Here is a 16,563-nt window from a genome sequence, read left to right as displayed (position 1 = left end):
CTATCGTGGGCATCGAGGCTCCCGGGGTGCGCGGCGGAGTAGACACCACCAGCGCTACTCCGGGAGCTTCACCTCAATCCACACGACACGCCCAAACCCCATCAGCCACTTTCGTAACAGGCCCTAGGTGCCCGGTAGCAGCCTGACCTGAGCAATGCGGGGACGGTGTGCGGCCCGGTCTCTGCTCGACACGCATGCGGCGTGAGAGACCGCTGGACGGTCAACGCCGTGCTCAGCTTTCGTCTGTGGAGACATGGCCACGTGCAGGTGCGTCCTGTGGGCGGAAGGACGCAGGTGCTGCAACACGGCAGCCGGGCGTCCCTACCGCTTCGGACGGAACGCGATGACGTTGCCGGCGGTCGCGGTGGCCATGGTGGACATGGCTTCGGCGATAGCGGCGTCTCGGCCGTCGGCGGCGTGCTGATAGCGGAGCGCGGCGACGGAGGTGCTGTGGCCGAGGCGCGACATCAGCTCGGCGAGCGTCGCGCCGGTCTGCGCCGCCAAGACCGCTGAGGTGTGCCGAAGATCGTGGAATCGAAGGTGCGGCATGCCGATCGCCTCGCGAGCGGGGACCCACGCCGCCTTGTAGAAGTTGCCGTGCGTCCAGTGCGCGCCCGACAGGGTCGCGAACAGCAGGGACGCCTACCCGGGGCCAAAGAAGGTGACCACACCGAGAGGTGGTCCCGCAGTGTCGGCACGACGTGTGGTGGCACAGCGACCTTCCGGAGCCCGGCATCGGACTTCGGCCGACCGATGACCTCGGCTCCGTCGACGCGGACGACCGCACGACGGACGTGGACGACGCCGGCCTCGAGGTCGAGGTCCCCGCGCCGCAGCTCGAAGACCTCGCCGAAGCGCAGACCGCACCAGGCGGCGAGCAACACCGCCGCCCTCAGCCGCTCCGGCGTGTGGCGCGCCAGCGCCTCGACCTCGCCGATGGTCAACGGCTCGATGGAGCGCTCGCGACGGGTGACTCCGGCTCCGCGGATCCGGCACGGGTTGTCCCCGGCAAGGACACCCTCCTGGATCGCCTGCGCGAACAGGGACCGGAGCAGCGCATACGCCTGCGCGCGACTCGTCCGCAGACTCGGGTCGATGGCGGAGTGCCATGCCATGACGTCCGCCGGCTTGACGATGCGCATCTGGACTTCGCCGAAGGTCGGGTAGATGAGCCGGTCGAGCGGCCCGAAGTAGAGCTTGAGCGTCGTCGGTCGGAGCGGCTCACCGCGTACCCGACGGTTGAGGATCGCTTCTGGGGCGTAGTCCTGCACCGTCGGCGCCTCCCGCCGCTGGCGCGCACGCCAGAGCGGTGACGTCCACTCGTCGGCATCGATCAGCTTGCGTTCGGCCGCAAGCCACGCCTCCGCGTCCATCTGCGCGTGGAACGTCCGCGGCGCCACGTGGCGGCCGAGATCCGGACCGATGTAGCTTGCCTGCCACCGCTTCGAAGGCAGCCTTCGGATGGCACCGAAGCCGCGTCGCCGGCGCTTCGTCGTGGCCATGTCCTGCCCCTCGTCGTGCAACATCCGTGCAACAAGCGGGTCACGAACGTCCTTCCGAGTCCATTCGTGTCCAGCGTGGATTGCCCTGTCCTGCAATGCTACTCGCGACATCTTGAGCACACCAGACACGCCGACGACACGCCGCATCAGGGAGTTCGAATCCTGTCGGGCCTCGAAACGGAGAGAGCAGCGATGAGCCCCCTCCTCCGACACGGCGGCGGCTGACCCGCCGGCGCTGGGCGTGTTAGACCATCGCCCGTCAGACCGCGAGCACCGGCTGGGCCGTCCCCTGCGGCCGCAGGTGCTCGGTGACGAACTCCGAGTACGGCGCGGGCTTGCCGATGAAGTACCCCTGCGCGTAGTCGACACCCAGCCCGGCCACCAGCTCGTACTCGTCCGACGTCGCGACGAACTCGGCCACCGTGCCCTTGCCCAGCTTGCGCGCGACGTCGACGATCGAGCTGAGCAGCTGCCGGTCGTGGAACGACCGGTGCGCGTTCGTCACGAACTCGCCGTCGATCTTCACGAGGTCGAACACCAGGTGCTTGAGGTAGTAGAACGACCCGTACCCGGCCCCGAAGTCGTCGAGCGCGAAGTCCGTGCCCACGGCGTGCAGCCGCTCCGCGAAGCCCTTGGCGGCGGCCATGTCGCCGACGGCCGCCGTCTCGGTGACCTCCAGCACGACCGTGCCCGGCGAGACCCCGAACTCCTCCAGGGCCCCGAGCAGCGCCGCCTCGACGTCCGGGTGCCCGATCGACTGCCCCGAGACGTTCACCTCCAGCTGGAACTCCGGGTCCTCCTCCTGCAGGCGCGACAGCAGCTCCACCGACCGGCGCAGCACCCATGCGTCCAGCCTCGGCGCCAGCCCCGAGAGCTCGGCGACGTAGACGAACCGGCCGGGCGGCACGAGCTCGTCCCCGTCCCACATCCGCACCAGCGCCTCGGCCCGCGTCACCCGCGACTGGGCGACGTCGAGGATCGGCTGGAGGAAGACCTCGAAGCCGTCCTGCTCCAGCGCGTTCTCGATCTTGGTCCGCCATTCCATCCGGGCGCCGATCCGCGGTCGGCGGTGCTCGGCCGTCGTGCACAGCACGTACCCGTCCCGGCCGGCGTCCTTCGCGTCGTACATCAGCATGTCGGCCAGCACCATCGCCTCGGACCCGTGCGAGACCGCCGCCTCGAACGTCACGACGCCGACACTCGCCGTCACCCGGCGGTGCGTGGCGTCCAGGGCACCGCAGTGGTCGCGCACCTTCTCCACGAGGGACGCGGCCACGGCCTCGGCCCCCACCTCGTCGGTCTCCGGCAGCAGGACGGCGAACTCGTCCCCGCCGATCCGGGCCACCGTGTCGCTCTCGCGCGTCGCGGCCCGCAGCACGCCACCGACGTCCGCGATCAGCTGGTCGCCCGTCGCGTGCCCGAAGGTGTCGTTGACCTCCTTGAAGTGGTCGAGGTCGATGAGCAGCAGCGAGCCGCGGGGGCCGTACCGCTCACAGATGGCCTCGTGCTTGGCCAGGACGCTCTCGAACTCGCGCCGGTTCGGCAGGCCGGTCAGGACGTCGTGACCGGCCAGGTAGGACAGCCGCTCCTCGTACCGGCGCCGCTCCGAGATGTCGACGACGTTGACGACGATCTCCGCCTCGGGCCCGACCCCGGTGAAGCGGGCCGTCGTCGCCAGGTGGAGCATCCCGCCCTCCGACCGGGCGAAGGTCCAGTCGCGCTCGACCACGGCGCCCCGGGCCGAGACCACCTCGTGGACGTAGTCGGTGACATCCCCGTCGCCGCGTGCAGCCAGGTCGGCGATGGGGCGGCCGACGAGATCCTCGGGCAGTACCCCGACGAGCTCGGCCAAGGCGACGTTGACCTGCTTCACCACGCCTTGACCGTCGAGGACGACGACGCCGTGCGGTGAGTCCGCGATGAGCCGGTCGGCACGCTCCCGGGCCCGGGACAGGCGGTCGACCGCCTGCCGCGCGTCGGTCACGTCGTCCCAGATGAGCACCGCCCGCTGCCCGCCGCCGTCCTCGATGGGACACAGCGGCAGGGCGTGCACGACGACGACCCGCTCGTTGCCCTCCGCGTCCTCGCTCTCGACCAGCTCACCGATGACCCGCTCACCGTGGAGGGCCCGGGTCGACGGCCGCTTCGCCAGCGGCAGGTCCTCGCCGTTCAGCCCGCGCTTGCGCACGACGTCCTCGAGGTGCGCGTGCTGCGGGTCCTCGACGTCCTGGTCGTGGACCCACCGGGTCGCCGCCTCGTTCTGCAGCTCGATGGCGCCGTCGTCGTCGATGACGAACAGCCCGACCGGCAGGGTCTCGACGATGACCCGCAGGTCGTCGCCGGCCCGCTCGGCACCACGCCGCGCGAGTGCCTCCGCCTCGAGCGACTCCACGACCTGCGCCCGCACCGTCCCGATGACGAGCGCGAGCACGACCGACATCGTCATGAAGCCCTGGAGGACGAGGATCTGCTGGGTGTCCGAGGTCATCGCACCGAACGGCCCACCGTTCCCCACCCTGACCAGCAGCAGAGTGCCGAGCGCCACGAAGGCCCCCTGGGCCGCGGCCAGCGACAGGGGCAGGCGCAGCGCGGCCCACACGACGAACGCGAACGGCACGTAGGCCACGGGCAGCGCATGCCCCGGCGCGAAGACCCATCCGACGACGGCGGCGGAGGCGACGAACAGGACGAGCGCCTCGACCACCTGCGCCCGGCTCACCGCCTGCCACGTCCGGACGACGACCGCCGGCGCGGCGACGACGACGAGGGCCGTCATGTTGCGCAGCCACCAGGCGACGCCGGTCTCCCAGTCGGCGGGCAGGCCGGCCGGCGCCATGGCCAGGGTGCCGACGACCGCGCTCGCGGCCACCGCCACGGCGGACGCGAGGAGGAACCGGTACAGCTCGGAGAGCCGCTCCCCGGTCTCCCCGAGGTCACCGAAGCCGGCGCGCCGGAGACGCCCGAGCAGCAGCCAGGTGCCGAACGCCGCCACCACGTTCGCGAGGCCGAGGAGAACGCTGGTGGCCGGCGGGAGTCCGGTCAGGACGTTCCCGACCGACGCGATGCCCCCGATGAGCGACGTCGCCGCCGCGAGCTCGGCCCGCGAGCGCACCCAGTGCAGCCAGACGACCCCCACGCCGACCGCAGGCCACACCACGGCCAGCCCGGACGCGGGCAGGACGGTCATCCTGCCCACGACGATCGACAGCCCGAAGACCGTCGAGAACACCAAGATGCGGCGAAGCATGCGCAACCACCCGTCGTCGAGCCAGTCACCCCTGCCACTCACAATTCTGAGCCGTGTCACCGCGGCCGCCACCCGGGCACGGCCGGTTCCGCCGTCCGTACCGACCGACCGGCCCAACGGCCGATGCCGGGGTCGGCCGCACGGACGACCCCCGGGTACGTGGGGACGGGGTCAGCCGTCGCCGCTCGGCACGGCCTCGGCGACCGGCGGCGAGAGGAACGTCTGGACGAACTCGTCGAACGGGATGGGGCGCCCGATGGCGTAGCCCTGCGCGTAGTCGACCTGCAGCTCCTGGACGAGCTCGAGGTCCAGGTCGTCGGCGACGAACTCGGCGACCGTCGCCTTCCCGAGGGTCCGCGCGACGTCGACGATCGAGCGCAGCAGCCGCCGGTCGGCGGGGTCGCGGTACGCACCGCTCACGAACTCGCCGTCGATCTTCACGTAGTCGAAGACGAGGTGCTTCAGGTAGTAGAACGACCCGAACCCGGCCCCGAAGTCGTCCAGCGCGAACGACGTGCCGAGGGCGCTCAGCCGCTCCGCGAACGCCCGGGCGCTCCCGATGTCCTGGACGGCCGCCGTCTCGGTCACCTCGAGGATGACCGTCCGCGCGGCGACCCCGTGCTCCTCCAAAGACCGGACGAGCGCCTGCTCCACCATGTCGTGGCCGATCGAGGTGGCCGAGACGTTGATCTCCAGGCTGAAGTCGGGGTCGCGCTTCTGGATCTCGGACAGCATCTGCACCGAGCGCGCCAGCACCCAGGCGTCCAGGGCCGGCGCCAGCCCGGTCAGCTCGGCGACGTACACGAAGTGGCCCGGCGGGACGAGCGAGTCCCCGTCCCGCAGCCGGACCAGCGCCTCCGCCCGGGTGACCCGCCCGACGCGAAGGTCGAGGATCGGCTGGAGGTGGACCTCGAAGAGGTCCCGCTCGATCGCCTGCTCGATACGGTCCCGCCACTCGAACCGCGAGCCGAGCCGCGGGTGGTGGTGCGCCTCGCGGGTGAGCGGGGCGAACCCGTCACGCCCGGCCTCCTTGGCGTCGTACATGAGCATGTCGGCGAGCGCCATCGCGTCGCCGCCCTGCGCCGCGGCGGCCTCGAAGGTGACGACCCCGACGCTCGCCGTGACCCGCCGGTGCGGGCCGTCCAGCGTGGCGCAGTGCTCCCGCACGCGCGTGACGAGGTGACCCGCGACCTTCTCGGCGTCACGCTCCCCCGCCTCGGGCAGCAGGACGGCGAACTCGTCACCGCCGAGCCGGGCCACGACGTCCGAGGCCCGCACGCTGTTGCGCAGCACCCGGCCGATCGTCGTGATCAGGTGGTCACCCGCCGCGTGGCCGAGCGTGTCGTTGACCTCCTTGAAGTTGTCGAGGTCGATGACGAGCACCGCGCCGCGCGGGCCGTACCGCTCGCACACCGCCTGGTGCTGCTCGAGGACGGTCTCGAACCGCCTCCGGTTCGGCAGGCCGGTCAGGGCGTCGTGGTCGGCGAGGTAGGCGAGGCGGTCCTCGTAGCGCCGCCGCTCGGAGACGTCGACGATGTTGACGACGAACCGCACCTCTCCGCCCCGCTCGGGGATGACGCGGCAGCTCGTCGAGACGTGCATGTCGTTCGCCGACGGTCCGGGGACGATCCAGTCGGCGTCGACGAGACCGCCGTCGGCGGCCGCCGCGGCCTTGAGGTAGGCCATGATGTCCGTGGCGCGGCCCGGGGCGAGCGAGGACACCGGCGACCCGACGAGGTCGGACTCGCGCCGCCCGAACATCGTCGTCAGCGCGTGGTTCACCTGGAGGATCCGTCCCTCGCTGTCCAGGACGACGATGCCGTGCGGGGCGTCGGCGATGAGCCGGTCGGCCCGGGCCCGCTCGACCCAGAGCCGCTCGACGAGCTCGTGCTCCTCGGTGACGTCCTGCCACAGGAGGATGGCCCGGTCCGGGGCGCCGTCGTCCCGGGTGTGAAGCGGCACGGCGTCGATCGACACGATCCGCCGCCGCCCCTCGACGTCCGTGCTCACGATCCGCGACCCGAGGACGACCTCGCCCTGGAGCGCCCGCGTGGAAGGCCGGCGCTCCTGGGGTAGCGGATGGCCGTCGAGGGACATCTTCACCAGCGAGCTCTCGACGTGCTCGTCCGTCGGCAAGCCGTCCTCCGGCTCGTGCATCCACGGTGCGGCCGCGACGTTGTGCATGTCCACCACGCCGTCGCGCCGGATGATGAACAGCCCCACGGGGATGCTCTCCATGACGATCCGCAGGTCCTCGACGGCGTTCTCGGCGCGGCGTCGCGCCTCCCGGAGCCCGTCGGTGACGTCCCACATCTGGGTGCGGACCGTCGCGATGACCATCGCGAGCACGGCGCTGAGCATCATGAAGGCCTGGAGGACCAGGGCCCGCTCCTGCGCGTCGACGATGCTGCCGAAGGGGCCGCCGGAGGCGCCCCGGACGAGGATGAGCGCGGCCACGGCGACCAGCGCCCCGACGCCGTTGGCGAAGGGCAGCGGCAGGCGCAGCCCGGCCGTGACGACGAGGGCGAGCGGCACGAACGCCAGCGGGAGACTCTGCGACGGGGCGAAGGTCAGCAGCGTCGTCGCGAGCGTCAGGGCGAGGAGGATCACCGTCTCCCGGACCTGCGCCCGGGTCAGGGGCTCACGACGGCCCGTGAAGGCGAGCCCGGGACCGGCGATGACGACGACCGCGGAGGTGTTGCGCATCCACCAACCGAGCGCCGTCTCCCAGGTGACCGGGTTGCCGGCGACGCCGACCGCCACCATCCCCACCACGTCGCTCAGGGCGACGCCGACGGCGGATGCCGCGAGGAATCGGTAGAACCCGGACAGCCGGCGCATCCCCTCGATCGCGTGCCGGCCCTCGCCGAACATCCCCCGCCGCAGCAACCACCAGGTCACGACGGTCACGACGACGTTGGCCAGCCCGAGGATCGCCCCGGAGACCAGCGGTGCCCCGGTGACCGTGTTGCCGAGCGCACTCGTCACACCCACGAAGACGGCCGTCAGGGCCGCCTCGGCGGTCGTCCGGGTGCGCAGCATCCACAGGACCGCCACGCCCGAGGCCGGCCAGAAGACCGCCAGCCCGGTCTCGGGCAGGACGGTGAGCCTGCCCAGGGCGATGGACAGGACGAACAGGGCGGCGAAACCGAGGGTCCGGCGCAACATGTGAAAACCGACTCCCGTCGTGGGATGACCGCGAGCCCTGCGAGACGAATGACACCACTCGGATCCCCCTGGTGCAAGCGAAGCGCGCAGAGAAGAGCCGGTCAGCTGCGCTGCGAGGCGTCGGAGACCTCTCCGACGAGCTCCTCGATGACGTCCTCGAGGAAGACGACGCCCACGACCGAGCCGCCGTCGTCGACGACCCGGGCCAGGTGCGAGCCGCTGACCTGCATCGTCTCGAGCACCGACTCGACCTCGTCACCACGCCGGACGGTGGCCATCCGACGGACCCGCTTCGCGGGGACCGGCTCGTGACGCTCCTCGTCGTCCGCGTAGAACACGTCCTTGAGGTGGAGGTAGCCCGCCAGCTCCCCCGCGCCGTCGACGAGCGGGTAGCGCGAGAAGCCGTGCTTGGCGACGAGCCGCTCGATGTCGTCCGGGGTGGCCTCCGCCGTGACCGTGACGAGCTCCGCGACCGACACGCCCACGTCCGCGGCGTCCTTGTCGCTGAACTCGAGGGCGGCGCCGAGCCGCTCGTAGTCGTCGTCCCCGACGAGGCCCTCGTCGCGGGACTCGTCGAGGATGTGCGCGACCTCCTCGGCCGTGAAGGCCGACGACACCTCGTCCTTGGGCTCGATCCCGAAGAGCCGGATCGCGGCCTTGGACACCCAGTCCATGACGGTGATGACCGGTGCGACGACGCGGGACACGACGACGAGCGCCGGCACGAGGAGGACGGCCGCGCGCTCGGGCATCGCGATGGAGATGTTCTTCGGGATCATCTCGCCGTAGACGACGTGGAGGAACACGACGATGGCGAGCGCGAGCGCCAGCGCCACGACGTCGGCGACGACCTCGGAGACGCCGAGGCGCTCGACGACGGGTTCGAGGGCGTGGTGCAGCGCGGCCTCCGAGACGGCGCCGAGCAGCACCGAGCACACCGTGATGCCGAGCTGGGCCGTCGCGAGGAGCAGCCCCGTGCGCTGCAGGGCGTCGAGGGCCACCTTCGCGCCGCGGCTGCCGCCCTCGGCGAGGGGCTCGAGCTGGCTGCGCCGGGCGGACATCGCCGCGAACTCGGCACCGACGAAGAACGCGTTCGCGGCGAGGAGGACGACCGTGACGAGGAGGGTGGTCATGGCGTCCCCTCCCCCGTGGCCTCGGCAGCGGTGCCCTCGGCGTCCGTGACGGCCTCGTCGCTGTGCGGGACGAGGCGCAGCCGGTCGACCCGGTGGCCCTCCATGTCGACCACCCGCGCGGTCCAGCCCTCCAGCTGCACCTCGTCGCCGACCTCCGGTACGCGTCCGAGCGCGGCCATGACGAAGCCGCCCACGGTCTCGTACGCCGCGCCCTCGGGGATCTCCGCCCCGACCCGGGCGCGCACCTCGTCCGGTCGCCACAGCCCCGGGACCGTCCACGAGCCGTCGGCGAGCCGCCGGCCGGTGGTCTGGCCGCGGTCGTGCTCGTCGCTGACCTCGCCGACGATCTCCTCGACGAGGTCCTCGAGCGTCACGACCCCCGAGGTCCCGCCGTACTCGTCGACGACGACGGCGAGCTGCATGCCCCCGCCGCGCAGCCGGAGCAGCAGCGGGTCGAGGCGCAGGGTCTCCGGGACGAACACCGCGGGCGTCATCAGCGCCGATACCGGGACGTCCGTGCGTCGCTCGAACGGCACGGCGATCGCCTTCTTCACGTGGACGATGCCGTCGACGTCGTCCCAGTCGGACCCGACCACCGGGAAGCGCGAGTGGCCGGTGCGCCGGGCGAGCGCCACGAGGTCGGCGGCGGTCGCGGTGCGCTCGATCGACGTGGCCCGGGACCGTGGGGTCATGACGTCGGCGGCGGTCTGGTCGGCGAAGCCCAGGGATGCGGTGACGAGCCGTGCGGTCCCGCGGTCGAGCGTCCCGGCCTCGGCGGACGTCCGCACGAGCGAGGCGAGCTCGGCGGGGCTGCGGGCCGCCGAGAGCTCTTCCTGCGGCTCGATGCCGAGCGCGTGCAGGGTGCGGTTGGCGACGCCGTTGAGCACCGCGATGAGGGGCTTGGCGACGATGCCGAACCAGCGGACCGGCGCGGCGGACACCTTGGCGGTGGCCATCGGCAGCGACACGGCGAGGGTCTTCGGCACCATCTCGCCGAGGATCATCGAGAAGACCGTCGCGACGAGCATCGCGAGGACCGAGCCGACCCGTCCGGCGGCGGCCTCGGAGAGCCCGGTGGCCCCGATCGGGCCCGCGAGGAGCACCCCGACCGACGGGCTCGCGATGAACCCGAGGACGAGGGTGGTGAGCGTGATGCCGACCTGGCAGGCCGACAGCTGCGTGGAGAGCTGCCGGTGCGAGGTGAGCACGGAGCGGGCCCCGGCCTCCCCCGCGTCGGCCGCGCGCTGGACCGCCGGACGGTCGAGCGCGACGAGCGAGAACTCGGCCGCGACGAAGAGAGCCGTCCCGACGGTGAGCAGGACGCCGAGGAGCAGCAGGAGCCAGGGGGTCATCGGTGGGGGCGACTGGGCGGATGCATGACCGGGCCAGCCTACGGGTCGAAGGCGCGGCCGATGGCGCTCCCCCGTGGGGTGGATCGCAGAATCCACCGGGGGGTTGACCCTGACGCGGCGGGAGACTGGGACGATCGAGGCATGACACCAGGGGAGACCGCATGACGACGACCGCAGCGGCCCGCGAGGGCCACATCCGGATCGAAGGGCTCACCAAGCGCTTCGGACACTTCACCGCGGTCCAGGACCTCAGCTTCGAGGTCGAGCCGGGCCGCATCACCGGCTTCCTCGGCCCGAACGGCGCCGGGAAGACCACCACGCTGCGGATGCTGCTCGGGCTGATCCGCCCGACCTCCGGCTCCGCGACGATCGGGGGACACCGGTACGCCGACCTCCCCCGGCCGCTCGCCACCGTGGGCGCCGCGCTCGAGGCGACGAACTTCCACCCGGGCCGAAGCGGCCGCGACCACCTCCGGGTGCTCGCCGACACCGCGTCCGTCCCGGTCACCCGCGTCGACGAGCTCCTCGAGCTCACGGGCATCCCCGCGGCCGCCCGCAAGCGCGCCGGCGGCTACAGCATGGGGATGCGCCAGCGCCTGGGCCTGGCCGCCGCGCTGATCGGCGACCCCCAGGTGCTCGTCCTCGACGAGCCCGCCAACGGCCTGGACCCCGAGGGCATCCGCTGGCTGCGCGGCTTCCTGCGGCACCTGAGCGACCAGGGCAAGACGATCCTCGTCTCGAGCCACCTGCTGCGCGAGGTCGAGCAGACCGTCGACGACGTCGTCATCATCGCCAACGGCCAGCACGTCCGCTCCGGGACGATGGTCGACCTGCACGGCACGCCCGGTGCCGTCGTGCGCACCTCCGACGCCGACGCGCTCGCCGGGGCGCTGCGGGTCGCCGACGTCACGTCCACGCTCCAGGAGGACGGCTCGCTGGTCGCCGACACGACCGACCTGCGGCTCGTCGGGGACGTCGCGCTGCGCGCCGGGCTCCCCGTCTACGGGCTCGAGCCCAAGCGGGCCGACCTCGAGCAACTGTTCTTCGAGCTCACGGCCGGCACGAACCGCAACCTCGGCGACGGCGCCGAGACGCCACCGGCCGAGGCGTCCTCCGCCGGTGCCCCCGCCGGGTCGCCACCCGCAGGCCCCGGCCCGGACGGCAGACCGACCACCGACGACGAGGGAGTGACCCCGTGATCCCCGCAGTGCGCTCCGAGCTGCGCAAGTTCTTCACGACCCGCCTGTGGTGGGGCATGGCCATCGCCGTGTTCGCGGCCGCCGCCGCATTCGCCGTGCTCTTCGGCATCATCGTCGAGCAGGGCACCTCGGGCGGTCCCGGCGGCGGAGGCGTCACGGGCGACGACACCCAGATCGCCAACACCGTCTACACCGCGGGGATCGGGGTCAGCTACCTGCTCCTGCTGACCATCGGCATCCTCACCATCGGCGGCGAGTTCCGGCACAAGACGATCACCGCGACGTTCCTCGCCACGCCGAACCGGCTGCGGGCGATGTCCGCGAAGGTCGTCGCGCTCGTCGTCATCGGGGTGTTCTACGGCGTGCTGAGCCTCGCGGGGTCGGTCGCCGTCGGCAGCATCGTGCTCTCGGTCATCGACCAGCCGGCGTTTCCGTCGGGCGAGGTCGCCCGGACCCTGGCGCTCAGCCTCCTCGTGCTCGCGTTGTGGGCCCTCATGGGGCTCGGGCTCGGCATCCTCATCCCGAACCAGGTGGCCGCGCTGTTCATCGGGGTCGCGGTGGCGTGGATCGTCGAGCCACTGCTCGGGCTGCTGCTGACGATCTGGGACTTCAGCCGGGAGAACATCGCGCCGTACCTGCCGACGAGCGCGACGAACGCCATCCTCAACACCGCCTCGCAGAACCCCGACGAGATCCGGCTCGAGTGGTGGGGCGGGGCGCTGACCCTCGTGATCTACGCCGCCGTCCTCGCGTCCTTCGGCATCTGGCGGCTCACCCGCCAGGACGTGGCCTGACTCCGTCCGTCCGTCCGCTCCTCGACGGCCGGTGACCGCTGGTCACCGGCCGTCACGTGTTCCTGTTCACTCGGCGAGGGCCCGCACGATCACCGGCGGGAGGTAATAGGCTGGAGGGCGACCACACCGCCACCTAGACCAGCCGATGAAAGAGGCGCATAGCCCGTGGCCGAGCAGTCCCCGTCCAGCGACCCCCTGACAGCCTTCGGCCCGAACGAATGGCTCGTCGACGAGCTGTACGAGCAGTACCGCCACGACAAGAGCAGCGTCGACAAGGCCTGGTGGCAGTTCTTCGAGGACTACGAGCCCGAGTCGTCCGTCGGCAACGGGTCCAACGGCACGAACGGCGCCACGAGTGCCCCGTCGTCCGGGTCCGCGCCCGCCGAGGCCGCCGACGGCAAGCCGGAGCAGAAGAAGACGGGGCAGAAGAAGGCCGAGCAGAAGGACGCACCCGAGAAGGCCGAGGAGCCGGCGGCGAAGAAAGCCGACCCCGAGACCACCAAGACCAGCCACGGCGAGGCCCAGGCGACGCCCACCCCGCGCGAGGCCCAGGCTCCGAAGGAGACCGGCCCGCTCGGGGAGGCCAGCCAGCAGACCATCCGCGGCGCCGGCGCGCGGGTCGTCTCGAACATGGAGACCTCGCTCGAGGTCCCCACGGCCACGTCGGTGCGTGCGGTGCCGGCCAAGCTGCTCGTCGACAACCGGATCGTCATCAACAACCACCTCGCCCGCAGCCGCGGTGGCAAGGTCAGCTTCACGCACATCATCGGCTACGCCCTCGTCAAGGCCCTCGGCGTCATGCCCGAGATGAACAACGGCTTCACCCACGACGAGAAGGGCAAGCCCGCGCTCGTCACGCCCTCGCACGTCAACCTCGGCCTGGCCATCGACCTCGCCAAGCCGGACGGCACTCGCCAGCTCGTCGTCCCGTCCATCAAGGCCGCTGAGACGATGGACTTCGCGCACTTCTGGACCGCCTACGAGGAGGTCGTCAAGAAGGCCCGCGGCGGCTCCCTGACGGTCGAGGACTTCCAGGGCACGACCATCTCGCTGACCAACCCCGGCACCATCGGCACGGTCCACTCCGTGCCACGGCTCATGGCCGGGCAGGGCGCCATCATCGGCGTCGGCGCGATGGACTACCCCGCCGAGTGGCAGGGTGCCAGCGACGAGACCCGCGAGCGCAACGCCGTCAGCAAGATCATGACGCTCACGAGCACCTACGACCACCGGATCATCCAGGGCGCGCAGTCCGGCGACTTCCTGCGCATCGTCCACGGCCTGCTGCTCGGCGAGCAGGGCTTCTACGACGAGATCTTCGAGAGCCTCCGGATTCCCTACGAGCCCATCCGCTGGGTGCAGGACGTCTCCGCCACGCACGACGACGACATCAACAAGGTCGCCCGCGTCCAGGAGCTCATCCACGCCTACCGCGTCCGCGGCCACCTCATGGCCGACACCGACCCGCTCGAGTACAAGCAGCGGCGCCACCCCGACCTCGACATCACCAACCACGGCCTGACCCTCTGGGACCTCGACCGCCACTTCGCCACCGGCGGCTTCGGCGGCCGGCCGTTCCTGCCGCTGCGCAAGATCCTCGGCATCCTGCGCGACTCGTACTGCCGCACCGTCGGCGTCGAGTACATGCACATCCAGGACCCCGAGCAGCGCACGTGGATCCAGGACAAGATCGAGGTCGGCTACAAGCGCACGACCCGTGACGAGCAGCTGCGCATCCTGCGCCGCCTCAACGCGGCCGAGGCCTTCGAGACCTTCCTCCAGACGAAGTTCGTCGGGCAGAAGCGCTTCTCGCTCGAGGGCGGCGAGTCCGTCATCGCCCTCCTCGACCGCGTGCTCTCCCGCGCCGCCGAGGACAAGCTCGACGAGGTCTGCGTCGGGATGCCGCACCGCGGCCGGCTCAACGTCCTCGCCAACATCGCCGGCAAGTCCTACGGCCAGATCTTCCGCGAGTTCGAGGGCAAGCAGGACCCCAAGTCCGTCCAGGGCTCCGGCGACGTCAAGTACCACCTCGGCACCGAGGGCGAGTTCACCGCCGAGTCCGGCGCGACGACGAAGGTCTACCTCGCCGCGAACCCGAGCCACCTCGAGGCGGTCAACCCCGTGCTCGAGGGCATCGTGCGGGCCAAGCAGGACCGCCTCAACCTCGCCGGCGAGGACTTCACCGTCCTCCCCGTGCTGCTCCACGGCGACGCCGCGTTCGCCGGGCAGGGCGTCGTCGCCGAGACGCTCAACCTCTCGCAGCTGCGCGGCTACCGCACCGGCGGCACCGTGCACGTCGTCATCAACAACCAGGTCGGCTTCACGACCTCGCCGTCCAGCTCGCGCTCGTCCACGTACTCCACCGACGTCGCGCGGATGATCCAGGCGCCGATCTTCCACGTCAACGGGGACGACCCCGAGGCGTGCGTGCGGGTGGCCGAGCTCGCCTACGAGTTCCGCAAGGAGTTCCACAAGGACGTCGTCATCGACCTCGTGTGCTACCGCCGCCGGGGCCACAACGAGGGCGACGACCCGTCGATGACGCAGCCGCTGATGTACAACCTCATCGAGGCCAAGCGCAGCGTCCGCAAGCTCTACACCGAGGCACTCATCGGCCGTGGCGACATCGGCGTCGAGGACGCCGAGGCCGCGCTGCGCGACTACCAGCAGCAGCTCGAGCGGGTCTTCGTCGAGACCAAGGAGGCTCTCAAGACGGCCGACTCCGAGAGTGGGGGCCTCGAGCCGCCGGCCGCGCAGTCCCCCGAGGCGGACGCCACCGAGCACTCCTCGGACGACACCGCGATCACCGTCGAGACCCTCCACCACATCGGGGACGTCCTCGACTCGCCGCCCGAGGGCTTCACCGTCCACCCGAAGCTGCGCCAGATGCTCGAGAAGCGTGCGGCGAGCACCCGCGACGGCGGCATCGACTGGGGCACCGGTGAGCTCATCGCCTTCGGCTCCCTCCTCATGGAGGGCACGCCCGTGCGGCTCGCCGGCCAGGACAGCCGCCGTGGCACGTTCGTGTCCCGGCACGCCGTCCTCATCGACAAGGAGAACGCGTCCGAGTGGACGCCGCTGCTCTACCTCGGCAACCAGGCGCGGTTCTGGGTGTACGACAGCCTGCTGTCCGAGTTCGCGGCGATGGGCTTCGAGTACGGCTACTCCGTCGAGCGCCCGGACGCCCTCGTCCTCTGGGAGGCGCAGTTCGGCGACTTCTTCAACGGGGCCCAGACCGTCGTCGACGAGTTCATCTCCAGCGGCGAGCAGAAGTGGGGCCAGCGCTCCTCCGTCGTCCTCCTGCTGCCGCACGGGTACGAGGGACAGGGTCCGGACCACAGCTCCGGCCGGATCGAGCGGTTCCTCACGATGTGCGCCGAGGACAACATGACGGTCGCGTACCCCTCGACCCCGGCCTCGTACTTCCACCTGCTGCGCCGGCAGGCTTACGCCCGTCCGCGGCGCCCGCTCATCGTCTTCACCCCGAAGTCGATGCTCCGCCTCAAGGCGGCCGCGTCCTCGGTCGAGGACTTCACGACCGGCACCTTCCGCCCGGTCGTCCCCGACCGTCCTGACGCCACCGAGGGCCACGTGACCCGCGTCCTCCTCGCCGCCGGCAAGGCGGTCTACGACCTCGAGGCCGAGCGCGAGAAGCGGGGCGACACCTCGACGGCCGTCCTGCGGCTCGAGCAGTACTACCCCGTACCGGGCGCCCAGCTCGCCGAGGCCCTGTCGCACTACCCGGACGCCGAGGTGGTCGTCGTCCAGGACGAGCCGCAGAACATGGGCGCCTGGCCGTTCCTCGCGCTCAACCTTCCGGACGCCCTGGCCGAGCACGGCGAGCACCGGCCGGTCCGGGTCGTGTCGCGGCCCAAGTCCGCCGCGCCGGCGGCCGGGTCGACGAAGCAGCACCAGGCGGAGCAGGCCGACCTCGTCGCTCGCGCCTTCGACCGGTGAGCGGGGCGCGCCGGTAGGCTCCCCCGCGTGTACTTCACCGACCGGGGCATCGAGGAGCTCGAAGCCCGACGGGGAGACGAGGAGGTCTCCCTCGGCTGGATCGCCGAGCAGCTGAGGACGTTCGTCGACCTCCACCCCGAGTTCGAGACCCCGGTCGAGAGGCTCGCCACGTGGCTGGCGCGCCTGGACGACGACGAGGACGAGTGAGCGA

General features: G+C 71.5%; 9 protein-coding genes. 4 read left to right on the top strand and 5 right to left on the bottom strand.

Annotation, left to right across the window (positions count from 1 at the left end; genetic code table 11):
* Window positions 1-321: 321 nt before the first annotated feature.
* The 5 genes from JQN72_RS13530 to JQN72_RS13510 form a co-directional block, all read right to left on the bottom strand.
* Window positions 322-621: a hypothetical protein gene (locus JQN72_RS13530; protein WP_239100644.1), complete on the bottom strand. Its 300-nt coding sequence runs from the start codon at window positions 619-621 to the stop codon at window positions 322-324.
* Window positions 622-1,761: 1,140 nt separating this feature from the next.
* Complete coding sequence (locus tag JQN72_RS13525; protein ID WP_204135637.1) at window positions 1,762-4,749, bottom strand: EAL domain-containing protein; 2,988 nt, start codon at window positions 4,747-4,749, stop codon at window positions 1,762-1,764.
* A gap of 171 nt (window positions 4,750-4,920) precedes the next feature.
* Window positions 4,921-7,917 (bottom strand): EAL domain-containing protein, encoded by a 2,997-nt coding sequence (locus JQN72_RS13520; RefSeq protein WP_204135636.1) that lies wholly within the window; start codon window positions 7,915-7,917, stop codon window positions 4,921-4,923.
* A gap of 101 nt (window positions 7,918-8,018) precedes the next feature.
* Window positions 8,019-9,050, bottom strand: a complete 1,032-nt coding sequence (locus tag JQN72_RS13515) for a hemolysin family protein (RefSeq protein WP_204135635.1) — start codon at window positions 9,048-9,050, stop codon at window positions 8,019-8,021.
* Window positions 9,047-10,402: a hemolysin family protein gene (locus tag JQN72_RS13510; protein ID WP_204135634.1), complete on the bottom strand. Its 1,356-nt coding sequence runs from the start codon at window positions 10,400-10,402 to the stop codon at window positions 9,047-9,049. Before JQN72_RS13510 ends, JQN72_RS13515 begins: the two co-directional genes overlap by 4 nt.
* A gap of 161 nt (window positions 10,403-10,563) precedes the next feature.
* Between JQN72_RS13510 and JQN72_RS13505 the strand changes: the two genes are divergently transcribed.
* The 4 genes from JQN72_RS13505 (at window position 10,564) to JQN72_RS13490 (ending at window position 16,559) form a co-directional block, all read left to right on the top strand.
* Window positions 10,564-11,601, top strand: coding sequence for an ABC transporter ATP-binding protein (locus JQN72_RS13505; protein ID WP_204135633.1), 1,038 nt, complete (start codon window positions 10,564-10,566; stop codon window positions 11,599-11,601).
* A complete protein-coding gene (locus JQN72_RS13500) occupies window positions 11,598-12,395 on the top strand; it encodes an ABC transporter permease (protein ID WP_204135632.1) in 798 nt (265 codons plus the stop codon). Before JQN72_RS13505 ends, JQN72_RS13500 begins: the two co-directional genes overlap by 4 nt.
* Before the next feature lie 165 nt (window positions 12,396-12,560).
* Window positions 12,561-16,352, top strand: a complete 3,792-nt coding sequence (locus JQN72_RS13495; protein WP_204135631.1) for a multifunctional oxoglutarate decarboxylase/oxoglutarate dehydrogenase thiamine pyrophosphate-binding subunit/dihydrolipoyllysine-residue succinyltransferase subunit — start codon at window positions 12,561-12,563, stop codon at window positions 16,350-16,352.
* A gap of 27 nt (window positions 16,353-16,379) precedes the next feature.
* The gene (locus JQN72_RS13490) at window positions 16,380-16,559 is read left to right on the top strand and encodes a DUF6104 family protein (RefSeq protein WP_204135630.1); all 180 of its coding nucleotides are present in this window, start codon (window positions 16,380-16,382) and stop codon (window positions 16,557-16,559) included.
* Window positions 16,560-16,563: the final 4 nt, after the last annotated feature.

It is taken from the genome of Phycicoccus sp. CSK15P-2, from assembly GCF_016888005.1.
Taxonomy (GTDB): Bacteria; Actinomycetota; Actinomycetes; order Actinomycetales; family Dermatophilaceae; genus Phycicoccus.
This window is presented reverse-complemented; position numbering and strand designations above follow the sequence as displayed.